Below are 16,810 nucleotides of genomic sequence, written 5' to 3'. Positions count from 1 at the left end.
CGCGCACGCCACCACCACCCACCGGACCACCTACAGCGAGGGGCAGTACCGCAGATGACCACCACCGAGGCCCGGCCCACGGAGCGCAAGCCCCCACAACTCGTGGACATGTCCTGGGATCCGATCACCCGGATCATCGGGAACCTGGGCATCTACACGAAGATCGACTTCGCCAACCGGGAAGTCGTCGAATGCCACAGCACCTCGTCGCTGTTCCGCGGCTACTCGGTGTTCATGAAGGGCAAGGACCCGCGCGACGCGGGGTTCATCACGTCCCGGATCTGCGGCATCTGCGGCGACAACCACACCACCTGCTCCGACTACGCCCAGCAGATGGCCTACGGCGTCAAGCCGCCTCCGCTGGCCGAGCACATCGTCAACCTCGGCGAAGCGGCCGAGTACATGTTCGACCACACGATCTTCCAGGACAACCTGGTGTTCGTGGACTTCTGCGAGGCGATGGTCAAGGCCACCAACCCCGGCCTGCTGGCCCGCGCCGAACGCACCGACGCGCCCCGCGGCGAGATCCACGGCTACCGCACCATCGCCGACATCATGAAGGCCTTCAACCCCTTCGAGGGCGAGGTCTACAAGGAGGCCCTGAAGGTCAGCCGGGTCACCCGCGAGATGTTCTGCCTGATGGAGGGGCGGCACGTCCACCCGTCCACGCTGTACCCGGGCGGTGTCGGCACGATGCCGCAGCCGACCGTCTTCACCGACTACCTCAGCCGGCTCATGCGGGTCATCGACTTCGTGAAGAAGGCCGTCGCCATGAACGACGACGTCTTCGACTTCTTCTACGAGGCGCTGCCCGGCTACGAGGAGGTCGGCCGCCGCCGTGTCCTGCTGGGCTGCTGGGGCGCCTTCCAGAACCCCCAGACCGTCGACTACCGCTACGAGACGATGAACTCCTGGGGCAAGGACATGTATGTCACCCCCGGCATCATCGTCGACGGCGAGCTGGTCACCAACAACCTCGTCGACATCAACCTCGGCCTGCGCATCATGCTGGGCAGCTCGTACTACGAGGACTGGGTGAACGAATCGCCCTTCGTCACGCACGACCCGCTCGGCAACCCCGTCGACATGCGCCACCCGTGGAACCAGACCACCGTCCCGGTACCGCAGAAGCGCGACTTCGACGACAAGTACAGCTGGGTGATGAGCCCGCGCTGGTACGACAAGCGGACCGATGCGCACCTCGCCCTCGACACCGGCGGCGGCCCCCTCGCCCGGCTGTGGTCGACCGCGCTGAGCGGCATCGTCGACACCCCGTACGTCAAGGCCACCGGCCACAGCGTGCGCATCTCGCTGCCCAAGGGCGAGTCCCTGCCGGAGACCACCCTGGAGTGGCGCATCCCGCAGTGGAGCAACACCATCGAACGCGACCGCGCCCGGCCGTACTTCGTCGCCTACGCGGCCGCCATGGCCCTGCAGTTCATCGAAGAGGCCATGGGGATGGTGCGCGCGGGCGAGACCAAGGTGTTCGAGAACTACGAGGTGCCCGACGAGGCGATCGGCTGCGGCTTCCACGAGGCGGTGCGCGGCGTCCTCTCCCACCACCTGGTGATCAAGGACAAGAAGATCGCCAACTACCACCCGTACCCGCCCACCCCGTGGAACGCCAGCCCCCGCGACATCTACGGCACCCCCGGTCCGTACGAGGACGCCGTTCAGGGCCAGCCCATCTTCGAGGAGAACGGGCCGGACGACTTCAAGGGCGTCGACATCATGCGCACCGTCCGCAGCTTCGACCCCTGTCTGCCGTGCGGTGTGCACATGTACGTCGGCAAGGGCAAGACGCTCACCACCCTGCACTCGCCGACGTACGGGGCGAACCATGGCTGAGGCCGCCGGCGTACGACTGGCCGACCCGGACGTCGAGGCCCGGCTCGCCCGGCTCGACGGCCTGCTGGAAGGCCTGGAGTCCGCGCCCGGCCCCACCACCCGCTCCGCCACCGAGGCGGTCGCGCTCCTGACCGAGGTCTACGGCGAGGCACTGGCCCGCGTCATGGACCACGCGGACGGGCCGCTGGCCGAGAACCTGGCCGGCGACGAGCTGCTGGGCCATCTGCTGGTCCTGCACGACATCCACCCCGAGCCCGCCGAGCGCCGGGCGGCCCGCGCGGTCGAGCGGCTGCGCCCCGCCGTCCAGGAGCGCGGCGGCGACGTGGAGTGGGCCGGGGTGGAGGGGCAGGTCGCCCGGGTGCGCCTGACGTCGGGCGGCGGGTGCGGCTCCGGCTCCGGCTGCGGTGGCGGTGGCGGTGGCGGAGGCTCCGAGGTCACCGACGCGGTCCGTGCGGCGGTCCTCGCCGTGGCTCCCGAGCTGACGGCGGTGGAGCCACTGCCCAGCACGCCGGCCCCCGCGTTCGTACCGCTGACCACCCTGACGCACCGGGACGCACGGTGACCACCACCGACGGGGCACTGGCCCGCCTCATCCGCTCCTCGGCCGACCGTACGGCGGCGGCCGAGAGGGAGGTGTGCGACCTGTGCGCCGCGCCTCTCGCGGAGGAGCACGCCCATCTCCACGACAGCGGGCAGGAGGAGGTGCGCTGCGCCTGCCGCCCCTGCTCGGTGCTGTTCGCCGAGGCCGGGGCGGGGGACGGCCAGTACCGGCTCGTGCCCCGGCGCCGGGTCCGGCTGCCGCACATCGACACGGCGGTCCTGGGTGTACCGGTCGGTCTGGTCTTCTTCGTGCCCCGGGCGGACGGCACCGTCACCGCGCAGGGCCCGAGCCCGGCGGGGGCCATGCGGTGGGAGGTGGACGCGGCGGCCTGGCAGGAACTGGCCGGTACGGTTCCGCAGCTCGCCACCGTGGAACCCGAGGTGGAGGCCCTGCTGGTGAACACCGTCCACGGTCTCGATCACCACTGGATCGTGCCGGTCGACGACTGCTACCGGATGGTCGCCGTCGTACGCCGGGAGTGGCGCGGCCTGTCCGGCGGCGGACGGGTCTGGCCCGCCGTCGAACGGTTCTTCGAGGACCTCACCGAGCGGTCATGAGCACGCCCTCCGCAGATCGGAGGCGAGGAAGGAGAACACCCCATGGGCAGCATCAGAGTGGGCCGGCCCCAGGCCAGGCCCGACACCCCCGGGCACGTCGCCGGCCTGCACCAGGGCAACAAGGGACGGTACGCGCAGCAGAAGGGGCACCACGAGGACGGCACCGCCGACGCGCGCCGCTCCACGGGGATCCACTGGAAGCGGCATGACGCCCTTGTGGAGACCATGCCGAACATCTCGCCGGCATGATCCGGCAGGAGAAAGAGCAGGGAGTCGCCGCAATGAAGGTCAAACGAGCACGCAGACCCGTCGCGCGCAGGCGCGGCGGGATGAGCGGACAGCGGGTGCTGAAGGCCGAGGCCGTCCTGGTGGGCGGTGTGGCCCTGGCCGCGCTGTGCTGGGAGTGGCCCAGCCTGAGGCGGGAGATGCGGATCTGGCGGATGTCCGGCGGTTTCCGCGCGGGCAACCGGTATCCGTGATCCGGCCGTGCACGAACTGTCGATCGCGACAGCGATCATCGAGCGGGCCGACGAGCTGGCCCGGGCGGACGGCACGGACGCCGTCTCGACGGTGACCGTCCGGGTCGGCGAGCTGGCGGGCGTCGTCCCCGACGCCCTCGGTTTCGCCTTCGAGGTGGCCCGCGACGGCACCGCCCTCGCCGGGGCACAGCTCGTGGTCGAGCAGATCCCCGGGCAGGCCTGGTGCGGCCCGTGCGCCGAGGAGTTCCCGGTGGGCATGCCCCCGTTCTTCTGGTGCCCGCGCTGCGACCAGCCCTCCAACGATCTGCGCAGCGGCCGGGAACTGGAGATCACGGGCATCGAGCCGTCACCGGCCTCCGCATAGCGCGAGTGGGCCCCGCCGACACCTTCGGCGGGGCCCACTCACACGCCCGGTCAGCAGATGCGCGGCAACTGCTCGCCGAGCGGCAGATCCACCACCCGCGTGCCGCCCAGACCGGTGGCGACGACCACCATCCCGGGGTGCTCGGCGACGCACTCGCCGATCAGCGTGGCCCCGGTGCCCTGCGGATGGGCACGCATCGCGGCGAGCACCTCGTCGGCCGCCGACGGGGGCACGAAGGCGACCAGCCGGCCCTCGTTGGCGACATACAGGGGATCGAGCCCGAGGAAGCCGCAGGCGTTCGCCACGGCGTCCGGCACCGGAACGGCCCGCTCCTGAAGCCGGACCCCGGTCCCGGAAGCGCGGGCGATCTCGTTGAGGGACGCCGCAAGACCACCCCGGGTGGGGTCGCGCAGCACATGGAGGTCCGGGGTGACGGCCAGCATCGCCGCCACCAGATCCGCCAGCGGCGCGGTGTCGCTGGCGACCTCGGCCCCGAACTCCAGCCCTTCCCGCACACTCATGATCGCCACCCCGTGCTGACCGATCGGCCCGCTGACGATCACGGCGTCACCGGGCCGCGCACGCTGAGGCCGGATGTCCACGCCATCGGGCACGAGCCCCACACCGGCGGTGGTGACGTACACCCCGTCGCCGTGCCCGGACTCGACGACCTTGGTGTCACCCGTGGCGATGGTGACCCCGGCCGCCTCGGCCGCGGCCCCCATGGCGCGCGCGATCCGTCCGACGACGGTCAGCTCCACGCCCTCCTCCAGTACGAAGGCGGCGGAGAGGTAGGCCGGCCTGGCGCCGCTCATGGCGAGATCGTTGACCGTGCCGTTGACCGCGAGGTCACCCAGGCTGCCGCCGGGGAAGAACAGCGGCCTGACCACGTAGGAGTCGGTGGAGAAGGCCAGCCGCGCGCCGCCCAGTTCGAGGACGGCGGAGTCGGCGAGACCGGCCAGGGTGGCGTTGCCGTAGGCGGGGACGAAGACCTGCTCCATCAGCTCCGCCGACAGCGCGCCTCCGCCGCCGTGCCCCATCACCACGACCGGCTGGTCGCGCAGGGGAGCCGGACAGGTCCAGTCGGCCGGGTCGACCGTGTCGGCGAGTTGCTCAGGCAACGGGGTTCATCTCCTCCCGCGCGGCCCGCTCGGCCTGCGGTGTCGCGGCGTTCATCCGGCGGTACAGGTAGTAGGCCGCGCAGGCGCCCTCGCTCGAGACCATGGTGGCGCCGAGCGGGTTGCGCGGGGTGCAGGTGGTGCCGAACGCCTCGCACTCGGTCGGCTTGATCAGCCCCTGGAGCACCTCGCCGCTGCGGCACTCGGCGGGCTCCTCGGTGCGGATCCCGGTGACGTCGAAGCGGTGCTCGGCGTCGTACGAGCGGAAGGCGTCGGTCAGCCGCCAGCCGCTCAACGGGATCGGCCCGATGCCGCGCCAGTTCCGGTCGGTGACCTCGAACACCTCCTCGATCATGCGCACCGCGGCCGGATTGCCCTCCTCGCGCACGGCACGCGGATACGCGTTCTCCACCCGGTGCTCACCGCGCTCCAGCTGCCGGACCGCCAGGCGGATGCCCTCCAGGATGTCCAGCGGCTCGAAGCCGGTCACCACCATCGGCACGCGGAACCGCTCGGCCAGTTCCGGGTACTCCGCCATGCCCATCACGCTGCACACGTGCCCGGCGGCCAGAAAGCCCTGCACCCGGCAGGCGGGCGCCGTCATGATCGCCTCGACGGCCGGGGGCACCCGCACATGCGACACCAGAAGGCTGAAGTTGGTCAGGCCGAGACGCCTCGCCTGGTGCACGGCCATCGCGTTGGCCGGAGCCGTGGTCTCGAAGCCGATCGCGAAGAACACCACCTCCCGGTCCGGGTGGCGGCGGGCCAGTTCCAGGGCGTCGAGCGGCGAGTAGACCACCCGTACGTCGCCGCCCTCGCCCTTGACCCGGAACAGGTCGCGGTCGGTGCCCGGCACGCGGAGCATGTCGCCGAACGAACAGAAGATCACGCCGGGCCGCGAGGCGATCTCCAGCGCCTTGTCGATGACCTCCAGCGGTGTGACACAGACGGGGCAGCCGGGGCCGTGGATCAACTCCACCTGCTCGGGCAGCAGTTGGTCGATGCCGTGCCGGATGATCGAGTGGGTCTGCCCGCCGCACACCTCCATCAGGGCCCACGGCCGGGTGGCGGTGGCGCGGATCTCGTCCAGCAGCCGCCGGGCCAGATCGGGGTCGTTGAACTCGTCGATGTACTTCACGCTGTTCCCGCCTCCTTCGCCGCCTGCTCCCAGGCGTCTCCGAACTCCTCCTCCAGCAGCCCCAGTTCCTCGAAGAGCTTCAGCGAGGCCAGGGCCGACTCCTCGTCAAGACGCTGGAGCGCGAAGCCGACGTGCACGATGACGTACTCGCCCACCCGCACATCGGACACGTACTCCAGGCACGCCTGCTTCTGCACTCCGCCGAAATCGATCAGTCCGGTGAGCGGATCCGCGCTGTCGTCGATGGCCACGACTTTGCCGGGCACTGCCAAACACATGGGTCACTCCTCCTGTCGTAGGTGCGCCGCGACCACCAGCTGGCCGAGGGCCAACCCGCCGTCGTTCGGCGGGACTTCGCCGTGGCGGAGCACCGCGAAGCCGTCTTCGGACAGCAGTCGCGCGCACTCCTCCTCCAGCAGCGCGTTGGCGAAGACCCCGCCGCTGAGAGCGACGGTGGCCAGGCCGGTGTCCTGACGCGCATGCCGGCAGATCTCCGCGACGGCCCTGGCCACCGCACGGTGGAAGCGGGCGGCGAGCACGGGGGCCGGAGTGCCGCGCCGCAGATCGGCGACGAGCGCGTTCAGCACGGGCGCCGGGTCGTACGTACCGGCGGTGAAGCCGAAGTCGTAGGCCGAGGTGCCCTCGCCCCAGGCCGAAGCGGCGGCGGCCTCCAGCTCCAGGGCGGCCTGCGCCTCGTACCCCGCGCGATGGCACACGCCCACCAGGGAGGACACGGCGTCGAAGAGCCGGCCCATGCTGGAGGTCGCCACACAGGCCACCCCTCGCGTCAACTGCTGCTGCACAACGGCCAGTTCATTGGCCGTGCAGGCGGTCACACTGGGCAGATCCGCGTCCCACGCCAGGCCCGCCGCCCACAGCCGGGCCAGGGCCAGACGGCACGGGTTGGCCACGCCCGCGTCCCCGCCGGGCAGCGGGGCGGGGGCCAGCCGGGCGAAGCGCCGGTAGCCGGTGTAGTCGGCGAGCAGGATCTCGCCGCCCCAGACGGTCCCGTCGTCGCCGTAGCCGGTGCCGTCGAAGGCGACGCCGATCACGGGTGCGGTGCCGTCGAGGCCGTGCTGGGCCATCGCCGAGGCGATGTGCGCGTGGTGGTGCTGGACGAAGACGGGCGCGATCCCGTGGGCTCGCCGACGGGCCCACCGCGCGGAGTGGTATCCCGGATGCCGGTCGGCGGCGACGAGCTCGGGGGCGACGCCGGTCAGCGACCGCATGTGCGCCTCGGCCCGCCGGGCCGCCTCCAGGGTGGTCAGATCGCCCATGTCGCCGATGTGCGGGCCGAACCAGGCGTGGTCCCCCTCGCCGAGGCACAGCGCGTTCTTCAGATCCCCGCCCACGGCGAGCGTCGGCCGCACCGGGACCGGCAGCCGCAGCGGGCGGGGCACGTACCCCCGGGACCGGCGCAGCACCTGCTCGGTGCCGTCGGGGCGTACCCGCAGCAGCGAGTCGTCGCAGGGCGAGGAGACGGGCCGGTCATGGGCGAGCCAGGCATCGGCCAGACCGGCCAGCCGGGTCAGTGCCTCGTCGTCGTCCGTGACGATCGGTTCGCCGGAGCGGTTGCCGCTCGTCATGACCAGCACGCGCGGGCCCGGCGGGTCGCCGGGCAGGCCGAACAGCAGGGTGTGCACGGGCGTGTAGGGCAGCAGGACGCCGAGGTGCGGGCTGCCGGGACAGACACCCGGCGCGAGGCCTGCCCGCTCCGCTCCCCGCCGCAGCAGGACGATGGGGCGCCGCGCGCTGGTGAGGGCGGCCAGTTCAGCCGTGGAGGGGTCGGCGATCCGCCGTACGGCGTCGAGGTCCGCGCACATCACCGCGAACGGTTTGCCGCCGCGCGCCTTGCGGGTGCGCAGCGTCTCGACGGCCCGTGCGTCGGTGGCGTCACACGCCAGGTGGTAGCCGCCGAGGCCCTTGACGGCGACGATCCGCCCGGCGGCCAGCAGCGCCCGCGCCCCGGCCAGGGCGCCGGCGTCCCGCGCCGGGCGGACATCGCTGCCGGAGGCGGGCACCAGACGCAGCCGGGGGCCGCAGCCGGGGCAGGCCACGGGCTGGGCGTGAAAGCGCCGGTCGACGGGATCGCCGTACTCCCGGCCGCATTCGGCACACATCGGGAAGCCGGCCATGGTCGTGGCCGCCCGGTCGTACGGCATGCCCGTGGCGATGGTGAAGCGGGGCCCGCAGTGAGTGCACGTGACGAACGGGTGGCGGTGACGCCGGTCGGCCGGATCGGCCAGTTCCCGCAGGCAGTCGGGGCAGGTCGCCGTGTCGGGCGGGAGGAGGGTGCGACCGGGGGAGCGGTCGGTGGAACGGATGCTGAAGGTGTCGTCGGCGCCGCTGACGGGCAGCTCCTCGAACCCGACGCCGGTGACCGTGGCCAACGGCGGCGGCTCCTGGGCCAGCCGGTCGCAGAAGTCGGCGATGCCCTCCGGCGGTCCCTCCACCTCGATGAGGACTCCGCTCGCCGTGTTGCTCACGAACCCGGCGAGCGCGAGATCGGTGGCCAGGCGGTGCACGAAGGGGCGGAACCCCACGCCCTGCACCGTGCCGCGCACGGTGACGCGGCGGCGCACCGCCTGGGTGGCGGGCGCCGTCACGAGACGAGGCCGGCTTCGGTGCCCTCGTGGGAGTGGGAGTGGGTGTGCGGGCGGGGCGCCAGGGGAGGCCGGTGGACAGGGGCACCGTCCCGTACGGCGAGCACCCGCTCCAGGAGGGTGTCGACACCGTCGTCGGTCCGGGCGCAGGAGAACAGGAGCTCCACCCCGGGGTTGACCCGCTGGACATTCGCGGCGAAGGCGGCCTGGTCGAACCCGGCGGGCCCGGCCAGATCGACCTTGGTGAGCACCACCAGATGGGCGGACCCGAAGGCCGTGGGGTACTTCAGCGGCTTGTCCTCGCCCTCCGTCACCGCCATGAGCACGATCCGCAGGCTCTCGCCGAGGTCGTAGGAGGCCGGGCAGACGAGGTTGCCGACGTTCTCGACGAACAGCAGCGAGGTGCCCTCGGGCAGCCAGCTCTCCACATGACCGCGCAGTTGCCGCGCCTCCAGGTGGCACAGACCGTCCGTCAGCAACTGCTTCACCGGGGCGCCCGAGCGGGCGAGCCGGTGGGCGTCGTTCTCGGTGGCCAGATCGGCGGTGAGCGCGGCGACCGGAAGGCCCCGCTCCACCGCCCTGGCCAGCACCCGCCCGAGCAGTTCCGTCTTTCCGCTGCCCGGGCTGGACAACAGGTTGACCACGCTGACGCCCCGCCGGGCCAGCTCCTCGCGCAGCCCCGCGGCCAGAGAGTCGTTCTTCGCCAGGACGGCCTGAGTGACCTCTTCCATGGAATCGCACATGGGCGCCGCTCCTCGCGTTCGGTAGGGAAATCAGTCCGCTACCGATCCTCCGCGCCGTCGGTCACCGTGCCCGGCAGCCCGGCCGACGACAGGGCGGCGGATTCGTCCGGGCGGCTCAACGGAGGCGTGGCAGCCGGGTCGGCGAGCAGCACCGGGACCATGGTGTGCAGTGCCGCGACGGCCCGCCCGACCGCCTCGCGCACCGTCGCGCTGATGCCCGGAGCGATGTCCTCGTCGGCGGGTGCCCGCAGCTCGGGCTCGCAGGCGAGGACGAGGACACGCGGCAGCGGCTCGTCGCCCAGGTGGGCGGCCAGGGCGAGGACCTTCGCCGGGTCCATGCCGTGCGCCTCGGGCGGGGCGCCCCCCGAGGCACCGTCCGGCAGGTCCGGCTCGACCAGCGACAGGGTGCCCGGCTCGTGCCCCCGTACCGCCGCGTCGACCAGGACGGCCGTGTCGTAGCCGTCGAGCAGTTCGTACGCCAGATCCATCCCGCGGATGCCGAAGTCCCGCACCCGTACCTCGGGCGGCAGCGGGTTCCGCTCCAGGGCGCGGATCACCTCGGGACCGAAGGCGTCGTCCGCGAGGAAGATGTTGCCGACGCCCGCCACCAGCAGGCGCGCGTTCATCGCGCACCTCCGAGCGGCCGGGGGGAGCCGGTCGGGATCTTGCGGACGAAGGCGGACCGCAGCGCGTGGTACGGGGCCTGCCGGTCGAAGAAGATCGTGCGCATGCGGGCGAGTTCGGTCCGCCGGTATTCGGCGAGGGGGCGCTGGAGCTCGTCCGCGTGACGTGCCGTGGTCTTGGCGGTGATCCGTCCTGTGAGGTCCGGGTCGCCGGCGACTGCGGCAGCCAGTCGCTCGACCTCGGTCGTGAACTCCCGTGCCTGGGCGGGCACCAGACGATCCACCAGCCCGATCCGCGCGGCCGTCGCGGCGCTCACGGGCAGCGCCTCGCTCGTCAGCCGCTCGGCCGTCTCGGCTCCCACGCGGCGCGGCAGCGAGTACGTCCAGTACTCCGAGCCGTACAGGCCCATGGTGCGGTAGTGCGGGTTGAGGACGCTGCCCGTGCGGCACCAGACCTCGTCCGCAGCCAGGGCGAGCATGACACCGCCGGCCGCCGCGTTGCCGCCGAGCGCCGCGATCACCAGCCGGTCGGTGGTGCGCAGCACGGCCTCGACCACGTCGTTCATGGCGTTGAGGTTGGACCAGGACTCGCCCGCCGGGTCGCTCGACGCCTCGATGACGTTGAGATGGATGCCGTTGCAGAAGAAGTCGCGGGCGCCGCCGAGCACCAGCACCGATGTGGGGCGGCTGAGCGCGTACCGGTAGGCGGCGAGCAGCCTGCGGCAGTGGGTGGTGCTCATCGCCCCGCCGGGGAACGAGAAGGTCACGAAGCCGACCTGACCGTGCTGCCGGTAGCGGATGTCGGTCCAGGTGGCGCGGTCCGGGGGCAGTTCGAGTGGGGCGGCGATCTCGGGCAGCCAGTGCGGGCGTTCGCTCGAGGTCGGCATGCCGTGGGATCCGGGCGGGGCCGGGAAGCCGGCGAGGACCGAGGCCGCCGGGCGGCGGAACGGCGCCGGGTCGCCGGAGCTCTTGCGGGGGCGCAGCTCCGGGATCCACACCGCGCCGTCCCGGGTGGCCCGGCAGACCGCGCCGGACCGGGTCGCGAGCAGCTCCCCGGGCTCTCCCCGCAGCCGGTCCTCGGGGTGCCCGCCGTGCAGGAACACCTCCCGGCCGCAGATCTCGTCCCGGACGCCGGGCTGCGAGTCGGCTCCGCGGAGCTTGCGCAGCACCGTCTCCGTGCTGTCCCGCTCCCAGTCGATCCGCCGCTGCTCCTGGCGGAAGAAGTCCCGCCACACCACGTGGATCCCGGGCTCGCTCTGCGGGCGCGGTTTGTACGAGCCGTCGGCGTATCGCCGCACGGCCTGGAGGACCGCGGCTGTCGCGGCGTCGGCGGCCTCGTTGCGGTACACGTCGCTCTTGCCCGCCGGCGGCACGGGGAAGGACCCGTCCGCCCACACGTCGCCCGCGTCCATCGCCGCCTCGGCCTGAAGCACCGTCACGCCCCACTCGGGCGCCCCTCCGGCGATCGCCCAGTCCAGGGAGGACGGCCCCCGGTCGCCGGGTGGCCCGGGGTGCACGATCAGGCAGGTGTGCTGCTGCCACACGTCCTCCGGCAGGGCCGTCTTCAGCATCGGGGCGACGACCAGGTCCGGGCGCACCTCCTGTACGGCGGCCCGGACCGCGTCGGCGCCGTGCGAGGCGAGGACGACGTCCACCCGGTGCCCCTCGTCCGACAGTTCCGCGTACACACGCTGGGACAGGCTGTTGAACGCGCTGGCGACAAGCAAGATGTCCATGACATGGCATGCTCGCCGTTCGGACGAGGGCCGAGAAGGACCACTGCGGCGTTTCGCGGCCCTCGTCCGCTTCCGGGCTATTCTCCCGAGGGTGCGGTCAGCGGGACGCCCAGGCCCACGGGGGTGCCGAAGTTCGGCGTCCCGTCGGCGTTCCAGGTGAACTTCTGTGCTCTGGTGGAGCGGTTCATGTCGCAGCCGCCGCTCGCGGAGCTGTTGGCGTGGTACACCATCCAGTCCTCCGTGCCGTCCGGCGACTTGAAGAAGCCGTTGTGGCCGGGGCCGTACACCCCGTTGGCGTTGGACCGCTGGAACACCGGGTTCGGTGACTTGGTCCAGGAGGAGGAGCTGAGCGGGTCGCCGCCGTTGTACGTGAGCATGCCCAGCTTGTAGTCGGGCGTGGAGCAGTGGCTGGCGGAGTAGACGATGAAGGTCTTCCCGTTCCGCTGCAGGACCTCGGCGCCCTCGTTGACCGCGCCGCCCACCGTCTCCCAGCTGTGGGTGGGGGTGGAGAGGATCCGGCGGGTGCCGCTCGCGGTCCACGGGTTGGACAGCGGCCGGATGAACATCGGCTGCGAGCCGTTGTAGAAGGTACCGAGCAGATACAGCTTGCCGTTCAGCTGGAGGATGCCCGGGTCCAGCTCCCAGGTGGTGTCCTGGGACGGGTCGAGCAGATCGGCCTTGAAGGTGTAGGGGCCCATCGGGTCCTGGCCGGCGCTCTCCAGGACGTGGATCCGCTGGGTGCCCAGGTCGAACGGCTCCCGCCCGGCCGTGTAGTAGAAGTACCACCGCTTGCCGTTCGGACCGTCGAGCAGATGGAACTCCGGGGCCCACATCGTCCCGGCGCCATTGGGCCTGGTCAGATTGAAGATCACCTGTTCGGAGGCCGTGGCGAGGCCGCCCAGGGTGCGGGACTTGCGCATGGTGACCGTCGAGTTCCAGGTCGTGGTGGCGAGGTAGTAGTAACCGTCGTGGTAGGTCAGCCAGGGGTCGGGGCCGCGCTGGGCGATCGGGTTGGTGAAGGTGTTCGGGCTCGTGCCGTCGCCGGTGAAGCCGGACAGCCGCCACACCCTGCCGTTCGCGGCGGAGCACGGCAGCTGCACCAGGCCGGTGTCCGACGCCGACGAACCGCCGCTCGGGGTCACGCACTTGCCCGAGGCCGTGGAGACCAGGTTGAAGGCCTTGTCGGTGCCGCTCACCGGCAGCAGCCGCCACTGCTGGTTGGTGCCTCCGTGGCAGGGCCACTGGATGACCGTGGCGTTGTCCGCGGTGGACGCGCCGGAGACATCGACGCACTGCCCGGACTGGGTGGTGATCGTGTACGTGTCACCCGAGCCGGAGACCGGGGCGAAGCGGAAACTCTGGTTCGCGCCGGAACCGCACGAGAAGGCACGCAACTGCGTCCCGTTCGTCGACGAACCGCCCGGCAGATCCAGGCAGTTGCCGCCGTTCTGGTTCACCCCCGTCGACGTGAACGCCACGGCGGCGGCAGCGGGCTGCGGCGCCGCGAGGAAGGCGACCACCATGGTGAGGACGCCGATGAGCGCGGACAGACATCTGAAACGAGTCACGGGCCGTACACCTTCGCTTCGAGGAGGCCGACGGAGCTGCTGCCGTTGCTGGTGAGCTGCACACGCAGTCGTGTGGTGTTCGTCGCGGTGAACGTGACCGCGTTGTACTGGTTCTTCGCCACCGGATAGCCGCTCGCGCCGGGCACGTCGACATAGGCGCTGCCGTTCCAGTACTGGAGCTTCCACGAGGCGGGCATGTCGATGCCCTGGTCGTCGTCGAAGAAGTACACCTCGGCCCGGTCGACGCTCTTCGCCGACGGCCAGGTCAGCTCGGCCCACTGCTGCCCGGTCTCCGGCCAGGTGCCCCAGCGCGGGTTGACGGTGTCGTCGGAGGAGGGCGGGTCGACCCCGTCGTTGATCGCGGTGACGCTCTCCCAGGAGGAGGTGTACGAGGCGGACGCCGTCGCGGACGTCGCCAGATTGGCGGGTGGCTGGGCGCCGCCCCGGTTGTGGACCTTGATCTCGGTGAGGCCCGTCTTCGCCCCGGAGGCGTTGGTCGCCAGGACCCGGATGCGCTGGGCGCTGATCGCCGGGAACCGCACCAGGTTGTAGTTGGCGCGGGGCGCGGCCGGGCTCTTGGTCTGGCCGTCGGCGTTCACCCAGGAAGTGCCGTTGTGGTACTGGATCGTGTACGAGGACGGCGCCCGGTAGGTCGTACTGGCGGGGCGGCTGTCCTTGAAGTACAGGCGCACCTCGTTGAGCGTCCGGGTGGTGCCGAGGTTCAGCTCGTACCAGTCCTGGCTGTTCGAGGAGCCGCCCGCGCCCCAGAACGGCTCGTTGGTGGGAAGCCCGTCGACCGCGCCCGAGACGGCGCTGCCCGACCCGGTGTGGGAGGCGGACGCGGTCGCCCCGGAGGCGAGGTTGGCCGGGTCGCCCGTCAGATCGACACCGGCCTTGGCGAGCATGGCGACCATGCGGGGGCTGTCCTGCACGACCTGGTTGGGGGCCTTGAGCCCGGGGACGGCCGTGCGGTGGGTGACCGTGCCCTTCGTGGTGACCTCGCCGGTGGCCGGGTCCCAGGTGAAGGGCACCAGGGAGCTCACGGTGGCGGCCCGGGTGCCGTTGACGTAGATCGAGTAGCCCTCCGGGATGCCGGGGTAGCGCACCACGCCGTCGGCCGGGTCGTCCCAGACGACGGACAGGTCGGCGCCCCGGTAGCGCAGGTTGTTGACCGTGAAGTGGGACCAGCCGATGTCGATGGGGGAGAGCTCCACCTTGGCGTCGCTGCGCGGCCGCAGCCCCGCCGCGTCCTCGATCACCGTCCAGTTGCTGCTGCCCAGGATGTTGTGGTGGATCCAGGAGCGGTAGTTGACGGCGCTGCCGTTCCAGTCGGCCCAGAACTCGTTCGCGTCCGGCCACTGGGTGTTGCCGCCGACGTACTGCGCCCAGGTGTTCCAGTAGAGGAGCTTCTTGTAGTCGGTGGCGTTCATCCAGGAGTTGGAGTAGTTGCGCAGCACCGAGGAGTACAGCCGGAACTGGACGGTGGAGTTGATGGTGGAGAAGTTGTTGGAGCCCGGCTCCCCGGCCTCGGCCGCCGCCTTCTTGTCGACCTGGTTGGCCGTGTAGAAGGGGAAGATCGGGTACTGCGCCGGGTCGTCGAACAGCCGCAGGGCCTGCTTGTACGTCGCCGTGTCGGGGACGGCGCCGACCGAGAACGGGTAGTAGTTGTTGATCTCCTTCCAGGGCACCCACTCGTTGGTCGACTTCAGCCGGTGCTCGAACAGCTGCCGGTCGGGGTTCCACAGGACGTTGACGATGGCGTCCTTGATCTGGTTCGCCAGCGTGCGCATCTCGCTCGCCTTGGCCGTGTTGCCGGTCGCCTCGTAGGCCTGCGCGGCGGCCAGCGCCCCGCTGTACTGGTAGGCGGACTCGGCGCGGTCCATGTTTCCGGGCTTCCAGTGGAAGGAGACCGCGTCGGCGTCGTTGCCCGTCAGGGCGCCCCAGTCGTACTCGATGAGCTTGTTGTTGTCGCGGTCGTAGTGCGCGAGCTGGCCCTTCACGTCGCCCTCCGCGTAGCGGGCGAGGCTCGCGGCGATGCCCGGCTGGCCGCCGTGGATCTGGTAGCTCTTCCACGCCGCCTCGGCGATGTACTGGGTGTAGCTGTTGGACCAGTTCTCCGGGTCGCCCGGGTTGTCCAGGAAGCGGCCGCCCTTGGAGGTCTGGCCGACACTCAGCCAGTCGCCGTAGGCGTAGGACGGGTCGCGCAGGTACTTCAGGTCGTCGATGTGCATCGGCTGGGTGAGTGCGATGGCGTTGTTGTAGCCGAGGACGCCCTCGGTCGAGGTCGGGAACTGGAAGGTCTGCCCGGGGATGTCGGCGTCCAGATGGTTGAAGCGCATCAGCCACCAGCGGTAGTAGATGTTCTTCTTGATCGCGGGCTCGGGCACGTCGATGTAGGGCACGTTCTGCGCCCACCACCGGTTGTAGGCCCTGACGTGGGTGGCGAACGCGGTGGCGGCCGAGTAGCCCGCGTAGGCGTCGTACTCGGTCCGCGACTCGGGGATCTCGTCGGTGACGAAACCCATCACGACCTTGGCGGTCACGGTGGCACCGGCCGCGACGGTCACGGACCGGTTGAGGCCGCCGCCGGCGACGGCGAACCCGTCACCCGTCAGCCGGGGGCGGAGGGTCGTGAGGTTGTTGTAGGCGTTGACCTGCCCGGTCAGCTCGCTGCCGGTGCCCGAGGTGGCGTAGGGCGAGGTCGCCCGCAACTGGAGCGTGGTGGCGGACGAGCCATTGTTCTTGATCGACAGGTTCGTCACGGCCACGTTGTTGTCCGTGATGAACTTCGTCTGGTCGACCGTGACCGAGCCGCTGGTGTGCACGCTCTTCCAGTGGCTGGGCGTCTGCCGGCGTTGCGCGACCTGTTCGGTGAAGGTCCCCGGGGTGACCGCGACGGTGTAGGCGTTGTCGCCGTTGATGTTCTCCCAGTAGGCGACCTTGCCGCCGAAACCGAACCGGGCCGGGTCGTGCTCCTTCATGAACAGCGCGCGTCCCCTGCTCATCAGCCAGGGCCCGGCCGGATCGTTGCCCGAGCGGGCGAGCAGGCGGTCCATCCAGAAGTCGGTCCCCGAACTCTCCGCGTCGTAGATCGCCCGCATCATGTCGCCCGGTGTGTGGGCGACGGGCGGGGCGGGGATCGCGGGGCCGCCGAAGCTGGGGAACCCTATGGTCTGCGCCGCCGCGGCCGGGGTGGCGGGGACGACGCAACAGACGGCGAGTACCAGTGCGGCCAGGAGGATCTGCGGTCTTCTCATCGGAGCTCCCTGTCCGGACCTGCAGAGCACGGAAACGACCTAAAAGGTTTTCGCAACGTAGGAGGGAGCTGATGAAGAGTCAAGAGTGTTGTGAGCGACTTGAGTTGGAAAACCTTTCAGGTAGACGTTGCCGGCGAACGTATTCGACATTACGGTCCTGCGGTGATCACCCGGC

General features: G+C 71.1%; 15 protein-coding genes. 6 read left to right on the top strand and 9 right to left on the bottom strand.

Annotated features, from left to right (window positions below):
* The first annotated feature begins 54 nt into the window (after positions 1 to 54).
* From OHU35_RS03365 to hypA, 6 genes are read left to right on the top strand one after another with little or no spacing between them, the layout of a single operon-like run.
* Positions 55 to 1,848, top strand: coding sequence for a nickel-dependent hydrogenase large subunit (locus OHU35_RS03365; RefSeq protein WP_189725117.1), 1,794 nt, complete (start codon positions 55 to 57; stop codon positions 1,846 to 1,848).
* The gene (locus OHU35_RS03360) at positions 1,841 to 2,410 is read left to right on the top strand and encodes a NifU family protein (protein ID WP_405504531.1); all 570 of its coding nucleotides are present in this window, start codon (positions 1,841 to 1,843) and stop codon (positions 2,408 to 2,410) included. Before OHU35_RS03365 ends, OHU35_RS03360 begins: the two co-directional genes overlap by 8 nt.
* On the top strand, positions 2,407 to 3,006 hold the full coding sequence (locus OHU35_RS03355; RefSeq protein ID WP_189725119.1) for a DUF5947 family protein: 600 nt from the start codon (positions 2,407 to 2,409) through the stop codon (positions 3,004 to 3,006). Before OHU35_RS03360 ends, OHU35_RS03355 begins: the two co-directional genes overlap by 4 nt.
* Before the next feature lie 42 nt (positions 3,007 to 3,048).
* Positions 3,049 to 3,255: a hypothetical protein gene (locus OHU35_RS03350; protein WP_189725120.1), complete on the top strand. Its 207-nt coding sequence runs from the start codon at positions 3,049 to 3,051 to the stop codon at positions 3,253 to 3,255.
* A 32-nt stretch (positions 3,256 to 3,287) separates the two neighbouring features.
* Positions 3,288 to 3,485 carry a hypothetical protein gene (locus tag OHU35_RS03345; protein ID WP_189725486.1) on the top strand — a complete coding sequence of 66 codons (198 nt, stop codon included), beginning with the start codon at positions 3,288 to 3,290 and terminating at the stop codon, positions 3,483 to 3,485.
* A gap of 7 nt (positions 3,486 to 3,492) precedes the next feature.
* Complete coding sequence (gene hypA / locus OHU35_RS03340; RefSeq protein ID WP_189725121.1) at positions 3,493 to 3,849, top strand: hydrogenase maturation nickel metallochaperone HypA; 357 nt, start codon at positions 3,493 to 3,495, stop codon at positions 3,847 to 3,849.
* A 50-nt stretch (positions 3,850 to 3,899) separates the two neighbouring features.
* Here hypA and hypE read toward each other — a convergent pair whose 3' ends face one another.
* From hypE to OHU35_RS03295, 9 genes are all read right to left on the bottom strand, one after another.
* Complete coding sequence (gene hypE / locus OHU35_RS03335; RefSeq protein WP_405504527.1) at positions 3,900 to 4,970, bottom strand: hydrogenase expression/formation protein HypE; 1,071 nt, start codon at positions 4,968 to 4,970, stop codon at positions 3,900 to 3,902.
* Positions 4,963 to 6,105, bottom strand: a complete 1,143-nt coding sequence (gene hypD / locus OHU35_RS03330) for a hydrogenase formation protein HypD (RefSeq protein WP_189725122.1) — start codon at positions 6,103 to 6,105, stop codon at positions 4,963 to 4,965. The genes hypE and hypD overlap by 8 nt, the downstream gene beginning before the upstream one ends.
* Positions 6,102 to 6,383 carry a HypC/HybG/HupF family hydrogenase formation chaperone gene (locus tag OHU35_RS03325; RefSeq protein WP_184595505.1) on the bottom strand — a complete coding sequence of 94 codons (282 nt, stop codon included), beginning with the start codon at positions 6,381 to 6,383 and terminating at the stop codon, positions 6,102 to 6,104. Before OHU35_RS03325 ends, hypD begins: the two co-directional genes overlap by 4 nt.
* Positions 6,384 to 6,386: 3 nt before the next feature.
* The gene (gene hypF, locus OHU35_RS03320; RefSeq protein WP_405504525.1) at positions 6,387 to 8,711 is read right to left on the bottom strand and encodes a carbamoyltransferase HypF; all 2,325 of its coding nucleotides are present in this window, start codon (positions 8,709 to 8,711) and stop codon (positions 6,387 to 6,389) included.
* Positions 8,708 to 9,451: a hydrogenase nickel incorporation protein HypB gene (hypB, locus tag OHU35_RS03315; protein ID WP_189725124.1), complete on the bottom strand. Its 744-nt coding sequence runs from the start codon at positions 9,449 to 9,451 to the stop codon at positions 8,708 to 8,710. Before hypB ends, hypF begins: the two co-directional genes overlap by 4 nt.
* Before the next feature lie 38 nt (positions 9,452 to 9,489).
* On the bottom strand, positions 9,490 to 10,077 hold the full coding sequence (locus OHU35_RS03310) for a hydrogenase maturation protease (RefSeq protein ID WP_189725125.1): 588 nt from the start codon (positions 10,075 to 10,077) through the stop codon (positions 9,490 to 9,492).
* Complete coding sequence (locus tag OHU35_RS03305; RefSeq protein WP_359895712.1) at positions 10,074 to 11,810, bottom strand: enoyl-CoA hydratase-related protein; 1,737 nt, start codon at positions 11,808 to 11,810, stop codon at positions 10,074 to 10,076. Before OHU35_RS03305 ends, OHU35_RS03310 begins: the two co-directional genes overlap by 4 nt.
* A 77-nt stretch (positions 11,811 to 11,887) precedes the next feature.
* Entirely contained in the window at positions 11,888 to 13,378 is a 1,491-nt protein-coding gene (locus tag OHU35_RS03300) for a family 43 glycosylhydrolase (protein WP_359895713.1), read from the bottom strand.
* Positions 13,375 to 16,635, bottom strand: coding sequence for a discoidin domain-containing protein (locus OHU35_RS03295; protein ID WP_405504523.1), 3,261 nt, complete (start codon positions 16,633 to 16,635; stop codon positions 13,375 to 13,377). The genes OHU35_RS03300 and OHU35_RS03295 overlap by 4 nt, the downstream gene beginning before the upstream one ends.
* Between the last annotated feature and the right edge of the window lie 175 nt (positions 16,636 to 16,810).

Source organism: Streptomyces purpurascens, assembly GCF_045040895.1.
Taxonomy (GTDB): Bacteria; Actinomycetota; Actinomycetes; order Streptomycetales; family Streptomycetaceae; genus Streptomyces; species Streptomyces purpurascens.
The sequence above is the reverse complement of the archived record's forward strand: the minus strand, read 5'-3'. Positions and strand labels throughout refer to the sequence as shown.